Annotated in this window: 1 protein-coding gene; it reads right to left on the reverse strand. The window is 76.4% G+C overall.

Going from position 1 to position 20100, the window contains the following annotated elements:
• Positions 1 to 45 precede the first annotated feature (45 nt).
• Positions 46 to 20091, reverse strand: a complete 20046-nt coding sequence (locus tag ABT263_RS17810) for a non-ribosomal peptide synthase/polyketide synthase (protein WP_352291322.1) — start codon at positions 20089 to 20091, stop codon at positions 46 to 48.
• Between the last annotated feature and the right edge of the window lie 9 nt (positions 20092 to 20100).

Here is a 20100-nt window from a genome sequence, read left to right on the forward strand (position 1 = left end):
GGCGGGCGCGCGGGGGGCCGCGGCCCGCCGGCGGGTACGGCGCGGTCATCGGCTTCCTCGGGCGTGCCGGGCGATGTGGCGCAGGGCCTCGCCGAACTCCTCGGCCACGCCGCGCACACTGGCCGTGTCGTGGACGGCGGGGCGGTGGTGCCAGGTGAAGGCGAGGCGGCCGTCCTGGACCGCGCCCACCACTTCCAGCGGGTGGGAGCCGCCGTCGCGGGGGTCGTGGTCCTGCCCGAACGAGCCGCGCTCGACGCGCACCAGGCCGCGGCCGGTGTTCTCGGGGCGGGAGTCCCACTGGCCGAGGTAGTTGAAGACCACCTCGCCCCGGGCGCCGGCGGCGAGCCGCTCGCGGACCTCGGGCGGGCCGAAGGTGCGCAGCGCGCCGAAGCCGAGCCCGTTGCCCGGCACCGCGCGCAGTTGGCGGCGCACCGACTTCACCAGGGACCGCCAGTCGCGGTCGGGTCCGAACTCGCCGGGTGCGGGCACCTGGAAGGCGACCGGGTAGACGGTGGTGAACCAGCCGACCGTCCGGGAGAGGTCGACGCCGTCGAGCACGTCCTCGCGGCCGTGTCCCTCCAGGTCCAGCCGGACCTGTTCGCTTTCGGTCCAGCGGGCCAGCGCCAGGGCGAGCGCGGCCAGCAGGACGTCGTTGACACGGGTGCGGTAGGCGGTCGGCGCGGCCCGCAGCAAGGCCGTGGTGTCCGCCTCGTCCAGTTCCACGCTCACCGTCGCCCGCTCACCCGCCCCGGCGTCGGCGTCGGCGTCCGGGTCGGCGGGGCGGGCTGCCCGGGCGGGCCCGGCGGACACCGCCTGCTCCCAGTGGGGCAGTTCGTCGTCCAGGGCGCCCGCGGCGACGTGGGCGGCGAGTCCGAGCGCCCAGTCCCGGAAGGACGTGCCGCGTTCGCCGAGGGTGACCGGTTCGCCCTGCTCGGCCTGTCGGTAGGCGCTCTCCAGGTCGTCGCGCAGGATGCGCCAGGAGACGGCGTCGACGACCAGGTGGTGGGCGACCAGGAGCAGCAGGACCGGTTGGCCGGGGTCGCCGGTGAACAGCGCCGCCCGCAGGAGCGGGCCGCGGGCCAGGTCGAATCCGGCGTGCACGGCGTCGGCGGCCCGTGCGACGGCGGCGGCCTGTTCGGAGGTCTGCCCGGTCAGGTCGTGGTGCTCCAGAACGTCGTCGGCGGGGGCCGGCGGCGGGTTGAACTGGTGCCAGCCCGCCTCGTCCCGGGTGAAGCGCATGCGCAGCGCGTCGTGGTGCTCCAGCAGGGCGTGCAGGGCCGTGCGCAGCGCCCGCGGGTCGGGGGCGGCGCCGAGTTCGAGGAGCGTCGACTGGTTGAAGTGGTGGTGGGCGGCGCGCGGGGTGCCGAGGAACCATTCCTGGATGGGCGTGAGCGGCACCTCGCCGGTCACCGGTGCGTCGTCGGCGCGCTGCGGGGCGTCGCGCACGACGGTGGCCAGCTGTGCGACGGTCTGGTGGCTGAACAGGTCCCGGGTCGCCAGGTGCAGGCCGTCCCGGCGCAGCCGCGAGACCACCTGCATGCTCAGGATGGAGTCGCCGCCGAGGACGAAGAAGTTGTCGTCGGCGCCGATCTCCTCGATGCCCAGCACATCGGACCAGATCCGGGCGATCCGGCGTTCGGTGTCGGTGCGCGGGGCGACCCGTGGCCCGGCGGCGGCCTGGGCGGGTCCGGGGTCGGGCAGCGCCCGGCGGTCGGTCTTGCCGCTCGGGGTGAGCGGCAGCCGCTCCAGTGGCACGAAGAGGGAGGGGACCATGTGCGGGGGCAGCAGCTCGGCCAGGTGCGCGCGCAGCTCGGCGACGGGCACCCGGTCCGCCAGGGGACCGGCGGGACCGGCGGGACCGGCCGGACCGGCCGGACCGGCGTAGGTCTCGGCGAGGACGAGGTAGGCCACCAGCCTGGCGGGCCCGGCTCCCGGGCCGTCCCCGGCTGCGCCGGTGCGCACGGTCACGACCGCGTCCCGCACCAGGGCGCTGCGGCGCAGCGCACTCTCCACCTCGCCGGGCTCGATCCGGAAGCCGCGCAGCTTGACCTGGTCGTCCATCCGGCCCACGAAACGCAGTTCTCCGTCGCCGTGGCGGCGCGCGAGGTCGCCGGTGCGGTACATCCGCTCCCCCGGCGCGCCGAACGGGTCGGCCACGAAGCGGGCGGCGGTCAGGCCCGGGCGGTTCAGGTAGCCGCGGGCCAGGGCGGGCCCGGCGACGTACAGCTCCCCGGTCACGCCGGGCGGGACCGGCCGCAGGGCGGCGTCCAGCAGGTAGACGCTGGTGGGTCCGGCGGGCCGGCCGATCGGTGGGGTGCCCGCGCCCGCCGCCAGCGGGCCGGTCCAGCTGGCGACCACGGTGGCCTCGGTGGGGCCGTAGGAGTTGACCATCCGCCGTCCGGGGGCCCAGGTGTCGACCAGGTCGGCCGGGCAGGCCTCGGCACCGACGATGAGGGTGCGCAGCGCGGGCAGCGCGGCGGCCGCGGCCGGGTCCACGGTGGCCAGGGCCGCCGGCGGGATCAGCGTGTGGCTGATCCGCCGGTCGGCGAGCACCTCGGCCAGCCGCTCGCCGACCAGCGGGCCCTGTTCGCCGGTGACCAGGGTGGCCCCGCTGAGCAGCGAGACGCACAGCTCCAGCACCGAGGCGTCGAAGCTGGGCGAGGCGAACTGGAGTACCCGGTCGCCGGGGCCGGCCGCGTACTGCTCGGCGGCGGCCGCGGCGAAGCCGGCCAGTCCGCGGTGGGTGACGAGCACGCCCTTGGGGGTCCCGGTCGATCCCGAGGTGTAGATGACGTAGGCGGGGTGGCCGGTGCTGAGCGCGGTGGCGCGGTCGGCGTCGGTGGGCGGTGTCGGCGCTCCGTCGGCCGTCCACACCTCGGCCGGGTCGTCGAGCACCAGGAAGGCGCCCGCGTCGCGCGCCATGAACTCCCTTCGCCGGGCCGGGTAGCCGGGGTCGACCGGGAGGAAGGCGCCGCCGGCCTTGCTCACGGCGAGCTGCGCCACCACCGTCTCGGCCGCGCGCGGCAGCGCCAGGGCCACCACCCGCTCCGGCCCCACGCCCTGGCGGATCAGCCGGTGGGCCAGCCGGTTGGCCGCCCGTTCCAGCTGCGCGTAGGTCAGTTCGCGTTCGCCGTCCAGCAGCGCCACCGCGTGGGGAGTGCGGGCCGCCTGCTGTTCGAACAGCTCGGGCAGGGTCGCCTCGGGCACCGGCCGGAACGTCCCCCGGGCCTGGTCGAGCAGGGCCTTCAGCTCGTCGTCGGAGGCCAGTGGGAGGGCGCCGATGGGGCGTTCGGGGCCTTCGGCGACGGCGGCGAGCAGGGTGGCGAGCTGGTCGGCGATGCGCTCGGCGGTGACCGCGTCGAACAGGTCGGTGTTGTAGCTGATCAGGGCGCGCAGCGCTCCGGAATCCGTCTCGGCGAACTCCAGGGTGAGGTCGAACGGCGCCTGTTCCAGCTCGGTCTCGACGTCGGTGACGGCGAGGCCGGGAAGTTCCAGGTCGGCGGCCGGGGTGTTCTGCAGGACGACCATGACCTGGAAGAGCGGGCTGCGGCTGGTGTCGCGGACCGGCTGCACCTCGTCGACCACCCGTTCGAACGGCACCTCCTGGTGCGCGAAGGCGTCCAGCACCGTGTGCCGCACGCCGCCGAGGAACTCGGTGAAGGGCTGCCCCGCCTCGACCCGGGAGCGCAGGACCAGGGTGTTGACGAAGAACCCGACGAGGTTCCGCGTCTCGGCCCGGTCGCGGCCGGAGGTGACGGTGCCGACCGCGATGTCCGCGTCCCCGCTGAGCCGGGCGAGGTAGGCCTGGGTGGCGGCGACCAGCGTGGTGAACAGGGTGGCGCCCTGCTCCCGGCCGACCCGGGCCAGCCGGCGGGCGGTCGGGGCGGGCACCTCCAGGCGGGCGGTGGCTCCGTTGCTGGTGCGCACCGCGGGCCGCGGCCGGTCGGTGGGCAGGTGGAGCGGCTCGGCGCCCGCCAGCTGCTTCCTCCAGTAGTCGAGCTGATCGTCGGCGGCGGCGGCGCCGGCCGTGCGCTGCCAGTGCGCGTAGTCGGCGTACTGCACCGGCAGGGGCGGCAACTGGGCTTCGTCGGAGCCCAGTTCGGCGCGGTAGAGGTGGGCCAGGTCGGTGAGCAGGACGGCGGTCGACCAGCCGTCGGTGACGATGTGGTGCAGGGTGAGGGCCAGCACGTGGTCACCGTCGGCCAGCCGGACCAGGGTGACCCGCAGCAGCGGGCCCCGACGCAGGTCGAAGGGTCGGCCCTGCTCGTCGGCGAGCAGCCCGCGCAGCGCGGACTGCCTTTCCTGATCGGGCAGTTCGGAGAGGTCGTGGAGCGCGAGCGGCACCTCCCCCGGCTGATGGACGAGCTGGACGCCGCGCCCGTCGACGCTGTCGAAGGTGGTGCGCAGCGACTCGTGGCGGGCCACCAGCGCGTTCAGGGCCGCGCCGAGGGCGCCGAGGTCCAGGGCGCCGTGCAGGCGAAGCGCGAGCGCGGTGACGTACTCGGTGCCGCCGGGCGCGAACTCCTCCAGGAACCAGAGGCGTTGCTGGGCGTAGGACATCGGCGGCGCCGCTTCGCGGGCGACCGGGACGACGGCGGGGTCCGCGCCGCAGGGTCGCCGCTCCTGCGTGAGCAGCCGGGCCAGTGCGGCCGGGGTGGGGTGGAGGAAGACCGCGCGGGGCGTCAGGTCGGTGCCGAACGCCTCGGCCAGCCGGGCGGCGAGCCGGATGCTGAGGATGGAGTCCCCGCCCAGCTCGAAGAAGCCGTCTTCCACTCCGGGCGGGGCTGTGCCCAGCACCTCTCCGAAGACCTCGGCCGTGCGGCGTTCGGCCTCGGTGCGCGGCGCGAGGCGCTCGCGGGGCCCGGCGTCGCGGTCGGCGTCCGGCGCCGGAAGTTCCGCGCGGTCGAGCTTGCCGTTGCGGCTCAGCGGAAGGGCGGCGAGCGGGACGAAGGCGGTGGGGACGAGGTAGTCGGGCAGCAGGCGGGCGGCGAAGTCCCGCAGCTGCGCCGGGTCGGCGCCCGCGGGGCCGACGACGTACGCCACCAGCTGTCGGGCGCCGGGGCGGTCCTCGCGGACGACCACGGCGGTGTCGGCGACCCCCGGGTGCGCGGCCAGCGCGGCCGCCACCTCGCCGGGCTCGACCCGGAAGCCGCGGATCTTCACCTGGTCGTCGGTGCGGCCCAGGAACTCCACGGCGCCGTCCGGCCGCCGCCTGGCCAGGTCACCGGTGCGGTACATCCGCTCCCCCGGCGCGCCGTACGGGTCGGCCGGGAAGCGTGCCGCGCTCTCGCCGGGCCGGCCCAGGTAGCCGCGCGCCAGGCCCTCACCGGCGATGAACAGCTCGCCCGCGCAGCCGGGCGGCACGGGCCGCAGGCGGCGGTCGAGGACGTACACCCGCTTGTCGTCCAGGGGGTGGCCGACGGGCACGGTGTCGGGCACCGCCGCCGGGTCCGTGAGGGCGAAGGACGTCGCGAAGACGGTGGTCTCGGTGGGTCCGTAGCCGTCCACCACGCACAGGCCGGGGCAGGCGGCGAGGACCCGGCGCACGGCGGCGGCGGGCACCACGTCGCCGCCGGTCCACAGCCGGCGCAGGCCCGTGAAGCAGTCCGGCGCGTCCTGGGCCAGCAGGCGGAAGAGCCCGGCGGTGAGCCACAGCGCCGTCAGCCCGCCGGACGTCAGCCGCCGCAGCAGCGCCGCGTCCACCGGCCCGTCGGGGGCGACGACCACCCGGCCGCCGTTGAGCAGCGGTGCCCAGACCTCGAAGGTGCTCGCGTCGAAGGCCACCGGGGAGTGCAACAGCACCTGTTCGCAACTGCCGTCGGTGAAGCGGCTGTCGGTGGCCAGCGAGGCCACGTCGCGGTGCCGGACCGCCACCGCCTTGGGCTCGCCGGTGGATCCGGAGGTGAACATCACGTAGGCCAGCCGGTCGGGGTCGGCCGGCGGCGCGGACAGCACGGGCTGCCCGGCCGCCTCGGTACGGACGGCGGCGACCTGGTCGGTGGTGAGCCGGACGGTGGCGCCGGCCCGGGCGAGCAGCGCGCGGCGGCGTTCCTCGGACGCCCGGACGTCCACCGGGACGTAGGCACCGCCCGCCTTGAGGACGGCGAGCTGGGCGACGACGAGCTCGACCGAGCGGTCCATCGCCAGCGCCACCCGCCCCTCGACGGCCAGGCCGTCGGCCAGCAGCCGGGCGGCCAGCCGGTCCGACCACCGGTCGAGCCGGCGGTAGGTCAGGTCGTCCTCGCCGTGCCGCACCGCGACCGCCTCGGGTGTGCGGCGGGCCTGCTCGGCGAAGAGCGCCACCGGGCTCTTCGCCGCCGCCGGGCGAGCGGTGCTCTGCCAGGACGCCAGCAGCTCCCGGTCGGCCGCGGTCAGCGGCTCCAGCTCGCCCACCTCACCGTCCAGACCGTCGACGAGGGCGGTGAGCAGCACCGCAAGGCGCTGGGCCGCGCGCTCCACCGTGGACCGGTCGAACAGCGCGGGGTCGTAGGCCAGGTCGAGGCCGAGCCGCTCGGTCAGGTAGGCACGCAGGCACCACGGGAAGGTGGTGGCGTCGTCGGCCCGTACCTCCGTCACCCGCACACCGGTCCTGGCCGCGACGGACTCGTCGACGGGGTAGTTCTCGAACACCACCATGCTGTCGAAGAGCGCCTCGCCGGCCGGTACCTCGCTCAGCGCCTGGATCCGGGTCAGGGCCAGGTGGTCGAAGGGGCGCCCGTCGCTCTGGCGCGCCTGGAGCCCGCGCAGCCAGGGCAGCACGCCGCCGGTGGCGGGTATCCGGACCCGGGTCGGCACGGTGTTGATGAACATGCCGATCATCGACTCGACGCCGGGCAGCTCCGCCGGCCGGCCCGAGACGGTGGTGCCGAAGACCACGTCGTCGCTGCCGCCGTAGCGCGCCAGCAGCAGGGCCCAGGCCCCCTCGACCACGGTGTTGACGGTCAGTCCGGCGTGCGCGGCCCGCTCCCGCAGCCGCTGGGAGAGGTCCTGGTCCAGCTCGTGGTGGACGGTGGCGGCGGAGCGGGCGCGGTGCGCCTGGCCGGGCACCCGGTCGTACGGCAGCGGGTTGCGCGCGGTGAAGCCGGCCAGGGCGTCGGCCCAGTAGTGCTCGGCCGCCTGCCCGTCCTGCTCGGCCAGCCAGCGGAGGAAGTCCGCGAAAGGGCGCCTCGACGGGCGGGACCCCCGCGCGGCGCCGCCGGTCAGCGCGGCGTACTGGTCGCAGACCTCGGTCAGCAACTGCCCGCTGCTCCAGCCGTCCAGGATCAGGTGGTGGGTGGACCAGAGCAGCAGTACCTCGTCACCGGGGAGCGCGGCCAGCGTGAGGCGGGTGAGCGGCGCGGCGGTGAGGTCCATGCCCGCCGCGCGATCCACGGCGAGCAGCCGCTCGGTCTCGGCCTCCTGCCGGTCCGCCGGCAGCTGCCGCCAGTCCAGCAGGGTGACGGGCACCTCGGCTCGCTGGAGCACGAGTTGAACGGGATGCGGCAGGCCCCGCCAGTGCACGCCGGTGCGCAGCGCGGGCGTGCGGTCGGCCAGCAGCTGCCAGGCCTCGGCGAACACGCGCGGGTCGGCCACGCCGGCCAGCCGCACCACGATCCGGTCGAAGTAGGCGCCCTCGGTGTCGACCAGCCCGTGGAAGAGCATCCCGGACTGGAGCGGGGTCAGCGGCAGCACGTCGGCGACCTGGCGCCCGTCGCCGACGAGCCGGTCCAGCTGGTCCTGGGTCAGGCCGGCGAGCGGGAAGTCGGAGGGGGTGCGGCCGCCGGCCCCGGGGCGGGCGCAGTGCGCCGCGATCTCGCGCAGGGCGGTGCGCATCTCCTCGGCCAGTGCGCGGACCTCGGCCTCGTCGTAGACGGCCGCCGGGTAGGTCCAGCCCAGTTCCAGGCGCCCGTGCTGGACCACCCCCGTGACGTCCAGGAGGTAGGGGCGGGCTTCGTCCGGGTCGGTGTCGCGGCCGGCCGGGGGCAGCGACGCGCGGTAGAGACCGTCGGCGCCGGCGCTCTCGGCGTCCCACCGGCCGTGGTAGTTGAAGCCGATCCGCGGAGCCGGCGCACCCGCCGGCACATCGCCCGGCAGCAGGTGGCGCAGCGCACCGTGGCTCAGCCCGCGCAGCGGGACGGCACGCAGCTGCTCCTTGACCGAGCGCAGCGTCTCGTGCCATCCGGCGTCGGGGGCCACGCTCAGGGCGAGCGGGAACTCGGCGGTGAACCAGCCCACCGTCCGGGACAGGTCCAGGTCGTCGAAGAGGTCCTCCCGGCCGTGCCCCTCCACGCCCACCAGCACGCTCTCGCGACCGCACCAGCGCGCCAGGGTGCGCCCCAGGGCGCTGAGCAGCACGTCGTTGACCTGGGTGCGGTAGACCTCGGGGACCTGGCGCAGCAGGGCCTCGGTCGTCTCCGCGTCCAGCGTCACGGTGAGGGTGGCGGCGCCGCCGTGGGTGTTGGGTCCGGGCCGGCCGGCGGGCAGGTCGGCGGGGGCCGTGGCGGTCCGCGCCCAGTACGCGGCGTCGGCGGCCAGCGCGCCGGAGCGGGTGTGCTGCTCCAGCCGGGTCGCCCAGTGGCCGTAGGAGGTGCCCGCCGGGGGCAGTTCGGCGCCGCGGCCGGCACCGACCGCCTGGTAGGCCGCTTCGAGGTCGGCCAACAGGATGCGCCAGGAGACGCCGTCCACGGCCAGGTGGTGCACGGTGACGACGAGCTGGCCCGGCTGCCGGGCACCGCGGTCGAAGAAGAGCACGCGGACCATCCGGCCCTCGGTCGGGTCCAGTTCGGCCTGGGCCGAGGCCGTGGTGTCCTGCACCGCCGCTTCCAGGGCCGCGGGGTCGAGGCCGGCCGCCTCGTACCGGGTGAAGACGCTCCGGGGCGCCTCGGCGAGCACCTCCTGGCGCCAGCCGGTGCCGGTGTGGCGCAGCCGGGTGCGCAGGGCCGCGTGGCAGCGCACCAGGGCCGCCGCTGCCTGGTCCAGGGCCGACGGGTCCGCGCCCGGGGCCAGTTCCACCCGCTGGGTCATCGTGAAGCGCATCGGGTCGCCGGGGCGGCGGCCGTCCAGGTACCAGTGCTGGATCGGGGTGAGCGGCGCCTCGGTGGGCGAGGGGTCGCCCCCGGCGTCCGGGCGCGAGCCCGCCGCACCGACCACCAGTGCGAGTTCGGCGACGCTCTGGTGCCGGAAGACGTCCTTGGTGGTCAGCACGAGCCCGCCGGCCCGGGCCCGGGAGACGATCTGGATGCTGAGGATGGAGTCCCCGCCGAGCGCGAAGAAGTTGTCGTGCGCGCCCACCCGGGCCACACCCAGCACCTCGGCCCAGATCGCGGCGAGCCGCTCCTCGGTGCCGGGCCGCGGCGCCACGAACGCGTTGCCGCCGTCGGGCTGGGCGGGCGGGGCGGGCAGGGCGCGGCGGTCGGTCTTGCCGCTGGAGTTGCGCGGGATCCGAGCCAGCGGGACGAAAGCGGCGGGCACCATGTGGTCGGGCAGCGTCCGCCGCAGCCGGACCCGCAGTTCCTCGGTGGGCGGGATCCGGTCCCCGGCAGGCACCAGGTAGCCGACGAGCATCAGCCGGCCGGCGTGCTCGCGGGCGGTGACCACCGCCTCGGCGACGTCCGGGTGGTCGAGCAGGGCGGCCTCCACCTCGCCGGGCTCGATCCGGAACCCCCTGATCTTGACCTGCTCGTCGGCCCGGCCGAGGAACTCCAGCAGGCCCTGGGCGTCCCAGCGGGCCCGGTCGCCGGTGCGGTACATGCGCTCCCCCGGCGCGCCGAACGGGTCGGCCACGAAGCGGGCGGCGGTCAGGCCCGGGCGGTTCAGGTAGCCGCGGGCCACCTGCGCCCCGGCCAGGTACAGCTCCCCCGCCATGCCCGGCGGCACCGGCCGCAGGGCCTCGTCGAGCACGTAGGCCCGCAGGTTGCGGCCGGGGCGGCCGACGACCGGGCGCTCGGGGCGGTCCGCGCACCGGCCGTAGAGCGCGTCGACGGTGCACTCGGTGGGCCCGTAGACGTTGTAGGCGGTGACGCCGAGGTCGTGCTGCGCCGCGCACAGCTCCTGCCAGGCGGCGGGCGGGACCGCCTCGCCGCCGACCAGCAGCAGGCCCGGGTGGTGGCGGCCCGCCGCGAACAGCCCGGCGGCCGAGAGTTCACGCAGGTAGGAGGGGGTGACGTTGACCACGTCCAAGCGGCGTTCGGCGATCTGGGCGCAGAAGGCCTCCGGGTCGAGCCGGACGTCCTCGTCGATGAGGTGCACCTCCTGGCCGAACGTGAGCAGCAGCGGGCCCTCCCAGCTGGTGTCGAAGGAGAACGAGGCGCTGAGCGCCATCCGCAGGGGACGCCCCTCCGTCAGGTGCGGCGCGAACAGCCCCGCGCGGTGGTCCTGGCACAGGTTGACCAGCTGGCGGTGCTCCACGGCGACGCCCTTGGGTCGGCCGGTGGAGCCGGAGGTGTAGATGAGGTAGGCCGTGTGCCGCGGCAGCAGCGGATGGCGGCGGTCGGCGTCGGTGAGGTCGTGGGCGGGCAGCCGGTCCCACGGCACCTCGTGCAGCTCCCGCTCCGTCAGCAGCGTCCGCGGACGGGCGTCGGCGAGCAGGAAGGCGGCCCGCTCCTCGGGGAGTTCGGGGTCCAGGCAGAGGAGGGTGGCACCCGCCTTGAGCACCGCGAGCAGGGCCACCAGCAGGTCCGAGGTGCGCGGCAGCCGGACCGCGACCACCTGTTCCGGTCCGGCGCCACGGGAGACGAGGTGGCGGGCGAGCCGGTTGGCCCGCCCGTTGAGGGCGGCGTAGTCGAGGGTGGCGTCCCCGGCCACCAGGGCGGTGGCGTGCGGGGTACGGGCGGCCTGCGCCTCGAACAGGGCGGGAAAGGTGGTGTCCGGCACTGCCATCGGCTCGCCCTGCCCCGTCCGGAGCACCCGGCGGCGTTCGTCGGCGGTCATCAGCGGCAGGGTGGCGACGGCGCTGCCCGGGTCCTCGGCCACCGCCTCCAGCAGGGTCCGCAGCCAGCCGGCCAGCCGCTCGGCGGTGGCCTCGTCGAACAGGCCGGTGCTGTACTCCAGGTAGCCGGTCAGGCCGCCGTCGCGCTCGACGAAGTCGAAGGCGAGGTCGAAGGTGGCGCTGCGGACCGGCGGTGCCAGCGGTGCCACCTCCAGGCCCGGCAGACGGGGTGCCTCGGTGCCCAGGTTGTGCAGGGCCACCATCACCTGGAACAGCGGCGTGCGGCTGGTGTCGCGCTCCGGCTGGAGGGTGTCCACCAGCCGCTCGAACGGCACCTCCTGGTGGGCGAACGCCGCCAGGACGGTGTCCCGGGACCGGCCCAGCAGCTCGTGGAACGACATCTCCGGGCGCACCTGGGCGCGCAGCACCAGGGTGTTGACGAAGATGCCCACCACGTCGTGGAGTTCGGGCCGCTCCCGGCCCGAGGCGACGGTGCCCACGGCGACGTCCTGCTGGCCGGCCCAGCGGGCGAGCAGCACCTGGCACGCCGTCAGCAGGGTCATGTAGAGGGTGGCGTCGGCCTCCCGCCCGCGCTCGCGCAGCCGTCCGGTCAGCGCGGCGGGCAGGGTGAAGGTCAGCAGGGCGCCGTCCCGGGTGCGGACGGCGGGGCGCGGACGGTCGGTGGGCAGGTCCAGCGGCTCCAGGCCGTCCAGGGCCTGGCGCCAGTGGGCGAGGTCCGCCTCGGCGCGGTCGGTGCGGGCGCGCTGCCAGACGGCGTAGTCGGTGTACCGCACGGGCAGCTCGGGCAGCTCGGGGCGGCGCCGTTCGAGGGCGGCCGCGTACAGCTCGCCCAGGTCGCGGCCGAGGACGGCCACCGACCAGCCGTCGGTGGCGATGTGGTGCACGGCCAGCACGAGCACGTGCTCGTCCTCGGCCGTCCGCACCAGCCGGGCCCGCAGCAACGGCCCGGCGGCCAGGTCGAACGGGGTGGCGGCGACGCGTTCCAGCAGTGCCTCCAGGAGCGCCGGGGGCTGCCCGCGGAGGTCGTCCACCGGCAGCTCGACCGGCTGCGCCGGCCGCACGCTCTGCCGGGCGCGCCCGTCCTGTTCGGTGAACGTGGTGCGCAGCGCCTCGTGCCGGGCCACCAGCGCGTCCAGCGCGGTGCGCAGGGCGCTCTCGTCGAGCGCTCCGCGCAGGCGCAGCACGGACAGGGTGGTGTACTCGGTGCCGTCCGGCTCGAAGCGGTCGAGGAACCAGAGCCGCTGCTGGGCGTAGGACAGCGGCGGCTCGACGGCCGGGTCGGCGGCGGGGATCGCGTCGGCCGACGGGCTCCCCCCGGCGGCCGGCTCGCCGAGGGCGGCGGCCAGGTCGGCCAGTCTGCCGTGGCTGAACAGCAGCCGGGGCGAGACGTCCGTGCCGAACGCCGCGCGCAGCCGGGAGGTGACCCGGATCGCGAGGATGGAGTCGCCGCCGAGGGCGAAGAAGTCGTCGTCCACGCCGACCTCGTCGGTGTCCAGGACGTCCGCCCAGGCCTCGGCGACCAGCCGTTCGGCCCGGGTGCGGGGGGCGGTGCGGTCGTGGCCGGCCGCGAAACCGTCCGGGCCCGGCGCGGGCAGCGCCCGCCGGTCGAGCTTGCCGTTGACGGTGAGCGGCAGGGCCGCCATCGGGACGTAGGCGGCGGGCACCATGTAGGGGGGCAGCAGCCGCTCCAGGTGCGCGCGCAGCTCGGCGGCGGACGGCGGGGCTTCGGCGCGCGCACCGCCGCCGACCACGTGGGCCACCAGGCGGCGGGTGCCGGCGGTGTCCTCGTACACGCCCACGGCGGCGGCGCCCACACCCGGATGGGCGTGCAGGGCGGCCTCGATCTCGCCGGGCTCGATCCGGTAGCCGCGGATCTTCACCTGCTGGTCGGCGCGGCCCAGGTACTCCAGGGTGGCGTCGGCCCGACGGCGGGCCCGGTCGCCGGTGCGGTACATCCGGGCGCCGGGACGCCCGAACGGGTCGGCGACGAAGCGGGCGGCGGTCAGGCCCGGCCGGTTCAGGTAGCCGCGGGCGAGGCCCTCCCCCGCGACGAACAGCTCGCCCACCGCACCGGGGGGGACCGGCGCCAGGTCGGCGTCCAGCACGTACACCCGCAGGTCGGGGATGCCGGTGCCGATCGGTCCGGGGCCGCCGGCGCGGGCCGTGGCGCGGTCCAGCGGGGCATGGGTGACGTGCACGGTCGTCTCGGTGATGCCGTACATGTTGACCAGGCGCGGCGCGCCGTCCGGGTGGCGGTCGTACCAGTCGGCCAGCCTCGTCACGTCCAGCGCCTCGCCGCCGAAGACCACCGTGCGCAGCGCCAACCGGTCCGCCAGGGCCGGGTTCTCGGCGTCGGCGCGGATCAACGGGTAGAACGCGGACGGGGTCTGGTTGAGGACGGTGACCCGCTCGTCGGCCAGCAGGCGCAGGAAGTCCTCCGGGGAGCGGGCGGTGTCCTCGGGAACCACGACGAGCCGGCCGCCGTGCAGCAGCGGGCCCCAGAACTCCCACACCGAGAAGTCGAAGGTGTAGGAGTGGAAGAGCGTCCAGACGTCCTCGGCGCCGAAGCCGAACCACTCGGCGGTGCGGTCGAACAGCCGCACCACGTTGGCGTGCGGGATCACGACTCCCTTCGGGCGCCCGGTGGATCCCGAGGTGAAGATGGCGTAGGCCGGGCTCTCGGGCAGCGGGCGGCGGCGCGGGGCGAGCCTGCCGGCCGGGCGCCGCGCGAGGTCGGCGCGCACGTCGGCGTCGCCCAGCGCCAGCACGGGCACGTCGGTGGGCCCGGGCGCGGCGGCGTCCCCGGTGAGCGTCACCAGCGCCACCGGCCGGACGTCGCGCAGCAGCTGGGCCAGGCGCTCGGGCGGCAGCGCCGGGTCGAGCGGCAGGTAGGCCGCGCCGGTCTTGAGGACGGCGAGGACCGCCACCACCAGGTCGGTCGAGCGGGGCAGCGCGAGGGCCACGAACCGCTCGGTCGAGGCGTGGAGTTCGGCCAGTCGGTGGGCGAGCCGGTCGGCCCGCGCGTCCAGCGTGGCGTAGTCGAGGCGCTCGTCGCCGTAGCTCACGGCTTCGGCGTGCGGGGTCCGGGCGGCCTGCGCCTCGAAGAGGTCCACCAGGGTCCGGTCCGGCCGGCCCTGCGCGGCGCCGTTCCAGTCGACCAGCATCCGCCGCCGTTCCTCGGCGGTGGTCCAGGCCAGGGCGCGCAGCGGGCGGTCCAGGCCGCCGGCCAGCTCGGTGAGCAGCAGGCAGAGGCGGTCGGCCAGGGTGCGCGCGGTCCCGGCGTCGAACAGCTCCGGGTCGTAGGCGAGGTCGAATCCGAACCGCTCGCCCTGGTAGGCCCGCAGCACCAGCGGGTTGGTGGCGTCCCGGGAGGAGACGCCGGCCAGTCGCACGCCGGAGCCCGCCGAGCGGGCCTCGTCGAAGGGATAGTTCTCGAAGGCGACCATGCTGTCGAAGAGCGGGCTGCCGGAGGGCACCTCACTCATGCCGGTCAGCTCGGCCAGCGAGACCGCGGCGAAGCGCCGGGCCTCGGCCTGCGCCTCCTGGAGGTCCCGGAGCCACTCCGCGGCGGTGCGCCCGCCGTCCACCCGGACCCGGGTGGGCAGGGTGTTGATGAACATCCCGATCATCGACTCGACACCGGGCAGGTCGTCGGGGCGTCCGGAGACGGTGGTCCCGAACAGCACGTCCCGCTCGGCGCTGTAGCGCGACAGCAGCAGCGCCCAGGCGCCCTGGACCACGGTGCCCATGGTCAGCCCGGCCTGCCGGGCGGTCCGGGCCAGCCGCTGCGACACCTCCTCCGACAGCCCGGCCGGGTGCACGCCCGCCGACCGGGCCTGGTGGAGCCCGCGCCGGATCCGGTCGACGGGCAGCGGGGTCGGGGTGGCGAGCCCCTCCAGGACGCCCCGCCAGTGGGCCCTGGCGGCCGCGGCGTCCTGCCCGGCCAGCCAGCGCACGTAGTCGCCGAAGGGCCGGCGTGCGGCCGGTCGCGGTTCGGCGCCGGTGCTGAGCGCCGCGTACTCCTCGAACACGTCGGTGAGCACCTGGGCCAGGCTCCAGCCGTCCAGGATCAGGTGGTGGGAGGTCCAGAGCAGGTGCAAGCGCGCGTCGGGCAGCCGGATCAGGGTGAGCCGCATCAGCGGCGCCGCGGCGATGTCCACGCCGCGCGCGAGGTCCTCCGCGCGCACGGCGGCCACCCGCTCGGCCCGCTCCTGCGGGCCCGCCGCGCGCAGGTCCAGCTGGGTGACCGGGATCCGGGCGCCGCGGTGCACGACCTGGAGCGGGACGGGGACGCCCTCCCACACCACCGACGTGCGCAGGGCGGGCGTGCGGTCGGCCACCCGCTGCCAGGCGGCGGCGAAGGTGTCGGGGTCGCTCACGCCGTCCAGGAGCAGCGCGGCCTGGTCGACGTACACGTCGTCGGGCCCGCCGACCAGGCGGTGGAAGAGCATGCCCTCCTGGAGCGGGGTGAGGGGCAGCAGGTCCTCCACCGCCCGGCCGTCGCCGACCAGCCGGTCCACGCCGGCCTGGTCCAGCCGGGCGAACGGGAAGTCGGACGGGGTGCGGCCGCCGGCGCCGGGGCGGGCGCAGTGCGCGGCGACGGCGGCCAGCGCGGCGGTCAGCGCGGCCGCCAGGTGCTGGACGGTGGCCGCCTCGTGCACCTGGTCGCTGTAGTGCCAGGTGATCTCCAGCTCGCCGTCGGCCACCACGGCGGAGATGTCGAGCAGGTGGTCCAGCGGCGCGTCGGGGGCGATGTCCCGGCCGGGTGCCTCGCCGGCCGGGGCGAAGTCGCCGCCTTCGGCGCCCGCCCACTGGCCGTGGTAGTTGAAGGACACCTGGGGCAGCGGCACCGCCCGCAGGGCGGCCGCGGCCGGGTCGGGCGAGCCGAGGCGGGCCAGCGCCTCGTAGCTCAGGCCCCGCCGGGGGACGGCCCGCAGCCGCTCCTTGACCGCCTTCAGGGTGGCGGCCCAGTCCGGGGCGCCGGCCGTTCCGACCGGGGTGAGGGTGACGGGGTACTGGGTGGTGAACCAGCCGACCGTGCGGGAGAGGTCGGGCTCGTGGCCGGCCGGCCCGCCGAGTTCCTCGCGGCCGTGCCCCTCCAGGGCGACGGCCACCCGCCCGGCGCCCGTCCAGTCGGCGAGCACCCGGCCCAGCGCGCTGAGCAGCACGTCGTTGACCTGGGTGCGGTAGACCGCGGGGACCTGGCGCAGCAGCGCCTCGGTGGTGGCCCGGTCCACCCTGGTCCGAACGGTGCGGACGGAGCCGGCCAGCGGGCTGCCGGGAAGGTCGACGGGCAGCGGGGCCGGCGCGGCCGAGACCTCGTCCAGCCAGTACGGCAGGTCACCGTCGAGGTCCCCGGCCCGAACGCGCTCGGCGACGTGGTGCGCCCAGTCGGTGAACGGGGTCTGCTCGGGGTCCAGCCGGACCGGCTCGCCGGCGGCCGCCTGCCGATAGGCCAGGGCGAGGTCGGCCAGGAGCACCCGCCAGGAGACGCTGTCCACGGCCAGGTGGTGGGCCGTCACGAACAGCTGGGGCCGGGCGCCGTCGGCGGCCCGCAGCAGGGCCGCGCGCAGCAGCGCGCCGCTGGCCGGGTCGAGGGCCGCGCGGGCCGCGTCGGCCGCGCGGCGCCGGGCGGCGTCCTCGGCCTCGGCGTCGGCGGCGGGGGCGGCCGGGTCGTGGCAGGTCAGCAACCCGCCGACCGGACCGGCTCCGGGGCTCTGGTGCCAGCCGTCGCCGGTGCGGGTGAACCGGGTGCGCAGCGCCGGGTGCGCGGCCGCCACCGCTTCGAGCGCCAGCTCCAGCGCCCGTTCGTCCAGGTCGCGCGGCAGGTCGAGCAGCATCGACATGCTGAAGTGGCGCAGCGGGCCGTGGGTGGCGAAGAACCACTCCTGCACCGGGGTCAGCGGCGCGGGTCCGTCGCCCCGCGCTCGCCGCGCCGTCGCCGCCGGGGCGAGCCGGCGGCGGGCCGCCGCGGCGGCGAGGTCGGCGACGCTCTGGTGGCGGAAGACGTCGCTCGAACCGAGCCGCAGGCCTGCGGCGCGGGCCCGGGAGACGGCCTGGATGCTGAGGATCGAATCGCCGCCCAGCTCGAAGAAGTTGTCCGTGACGCCCACCCTGGCGACGCCGAGCACCTCGGCCCAGATGCCCGCCAGCACCTCCTCGTCCGGGGTCCGCGGGGCGACGAACTCCTTCTGCTGCCGGTCCACTTCGAGGTCGGGGGCGGGCAGGGCGCGGCGGTCGAGCTTGCCGCTGGTGGTGAGCGGCAGCGCGTCGAGCGCGGTGAAGGAGGACGGCACCAGGTGGTCGGGCAGCACCTGCCGCAGCGCCGCCCGCAGGTCGGCGGCGGGCGGCACGGCGTATCCGGTGGCGGGCACCAGGTAGGCCGCCAGCCGGGCGCGGCCGTGTGCGTCGGGCGCGGCCACCACCGCGGCCGCGCCGACGGCGGGCAGCTCCAGCAGCGCCGCCTCGACCTCGCCCGGTTCGACGCGGTGGCCGCGCACCTTGACCTGGTCGTCGGCCCGCCCGAGGTAGTCCAGGCGCCCGTCGGCGGTCCAGCGGGCCAGGTCTCCGGTGCGGTACATCCGGGCACCGGGCGGCCCGAACGGGTCGGCCGTGAACCGCGCCGCGGTCAGCCCGGGACGGTCGGCGTAGCCGCGGGCGAGCTGCTCGCCCGCCAGGTACAGCTCGCCGCCGACGCCGGGCGGCACCGGCCGGCGCCGGTCGTCCAGCACGTAGGCCCGCACGTTCGGCAGCGGGCGGCCCACCAGCGCCCGGTCGCCGTCCGCGATCCGGCAGGCCAGTGCGTCGACCGTGCACTCCGTCGGGCCGTAGAAGTTGTAGGCGGCCACCCCGGGGTGCGCGGCCAGCTCGCGCCAGAGGGCGGCGCCGACCGCCTCGCCGCCGAGCATCAGCACCCGCGGGCGGTGCCGCGGATCGGTGAGCAGCCCGGCGGGCAGCAGCTGACCGAGGTAGGAGGGGGTCACGTCGAGGAAGTCGACGCGGTGCTGGACCACGTACTCGACCAGGGCGGCCGGATCCATCCGGGTGACCTCGTCGACCACGTGCAGCGGGTGGCCGTCGGCCATCAGCAGCACGCCCTCCAAGGAGGTGTCGAAGGAGAACGAGGCGGTGAGCGCCACCCGCAGCGGGCCGCCGCCCGCGTCGGCGACGAAGCCCGCCCGGTGGGCGGCCAGCAGGTGCGTCACCGCGCGGTGCGCCACCACGACGCCCTTGGGGCGGCCGGTGGAGCCCGAGGTGTAGATGACGTAGGCGGTGTTCGCCGGGCGCAGCGGGGCGAGCCGGTCGGCGTCGACGGGGTCGGTGTCCCGGCCGGTGGCCGGGGCGGCCCGCAACGCGTCCTCGTCCAGGACCAGCGCGGGCCGGGCGTCCTGCAGCAGGTAGCGCACGCGCTCCGCAGGCAGGGCGGGGTCGATCGGCAGGTAGCCGGCGCCGGACTTCCAGACGGCGAGGATCGCCACGATCATGTCGGCGGTGCGCGGCAGCGTCAGCGCGACCAGCCGTTCGGGGCCCGCTCCGAGGGATATCAGGTGGTGGGCGAGCCGGTTGGCCCGGCGGTTGAGCGTCGCGTAGTCCAGCCGCTCGCCGCCGGCGACCAGGGCGGGGGCCGCCGGGGTCAGGGCGGCCCGGCGCTCCAGGAGTTCGGGGTAGCAGGCGTCGTCGACGGGCAGCCGGGCGCCGTTCCACTCCCGGGTCACCCGGCGGACCTCCTCGGCGGAGAGCAGCGCCACGGTGCCCAGTGGCCGGTCCGGTTCGGCGGCGACGCCCTCCAGGAGCCGCAGCAGTTGGTCGGCCATCCGCCGCGCGGTGGACTCGTCGAACAGGTCGCTGCGGTACTCCAGCAGGCCGGTCAGACCCTCCCCGTCCGGGACGAACTCCACGCTGAGGTCGAAGGTCGCCGCCTGCCGGGGCACGTCGACCAGGGAGACGTCTAGCCCGTGCGCGGCGGCGGGCGCGGGCGGGGCGGGGTGCAGCAGGACCATCACGTCGAAGAGCGGGTTGCGGCCCGCCTCGCGGGGGGCGCCGACCGTCTCCACCAGGCGCTCGAAGGGCGTGTCGCCGTGCACGAAGGAGTCGTTGACGGTGGTGGTGGCGGCCGACAGCAGGTCGCGGAAGGACCAGGACCGCTCCACCGGGGTGCGCAGCACCACCGTGTTGACGAAGCAGCCGACGGCCCGTTCCAGGTCGGTGCGGGAGCGCCCGGAGGTCAGGGAGCCCACGGTGATGTCGTCCTGGCCGGACCAGCGGGCCAGCAGCGCCTGGGTGGCGGCGACCAGGGCGGTGTAGAGCGTGCTGTGCTGCTCGGTCACCAGGTCGCGCAGCCGGGCCGTCAGCCGCGCGGGGACGGTGAAGGTGTGGATCGCGCCCACGCCGGCCTCCTCGCCGCGCCGGGGCCGGTCCAGCGGCAGCTCGGGGGCGACCGCGCCGGCCAGCTGCCCCTTCCAGTAGGCGAGGTGCTTCTCGAGTCGGGCGCCGGAGAGCTGCTCGCGCTGCCACACCGCGAAGTCGGGGTACTGCGTGGCCACCGGGGGCAGCTGGGGGGCCGCGCCCCGGACCAGGGCGGCGTAGGCGGTGCACAGCTCGTCCAGGACCACGCCCATGGACCAGCCGTCGGTGACGATGTGGTGCGCGGTCAGCAGCAGGACGTGCGCGGCATCCGACTCGCGCACCAGCAGGGCCCGCAGCGGTGGGCCCTGGCGCAGGTCGAACGGGCGGGAGTACTCCGCCAGCAGGATCGCGTCGAGGGTTTCCGCCGGGGTCGGCTCGCGGACCGGCAGCGGCACCGGCTCGGCCGGCCGCACGGTCTGCGCCAGGTGGCCGTCGGTCTCCTCGAAGGTGGTCCGCAGTCCCTCGTGGCGTGCCACCACGGCGGTCAGCGCCCGGGCCAGCGCCTCGCGCTCCAGCGGCCCGGTGAAGCGCACGGCGAGGGCGCTGTTGTAGCGGTGGTCGCCGGGCCGCAGCCGGTCCAGGAACCACAGTCGCTGCTGGACGAAGGAGAGGGGCAGCGGGCGGCTGCGGTCGGCCCGCGGGACGGTCCGCCCGGCGCCGGGCCCCTCGCCGCCGGCCTGTCCGGCCAGCCTGCGGCGCAGCGCTTCCCGCAGGTCCGCGGGCAGGGCGGCGGCGCGGTCTCGCTTCGAAGGCGTCATGGTCGTCGG

Source organism: Kitasatospora sp. NPDC001603 (assembly GCF_040298365.1).
In the GTDB taxonomy this organism is placed as follows: domain Bacteria; phylum Actinomycetota; class Actinomycetes; order Streptomycetales; family Streptomycetaceae; genus Kitasatospora.

Bases quoted from the DNA above. Each gene is read 5' to 3' on its own strand.
- ABT263_RS17810 (WP_352291322.1), bottom strand. From the start codon at position 20,091: ATGACGCCTTCGAAGCGAGACCGCGCCGCCGCCCTGCCCGCGGACCTG.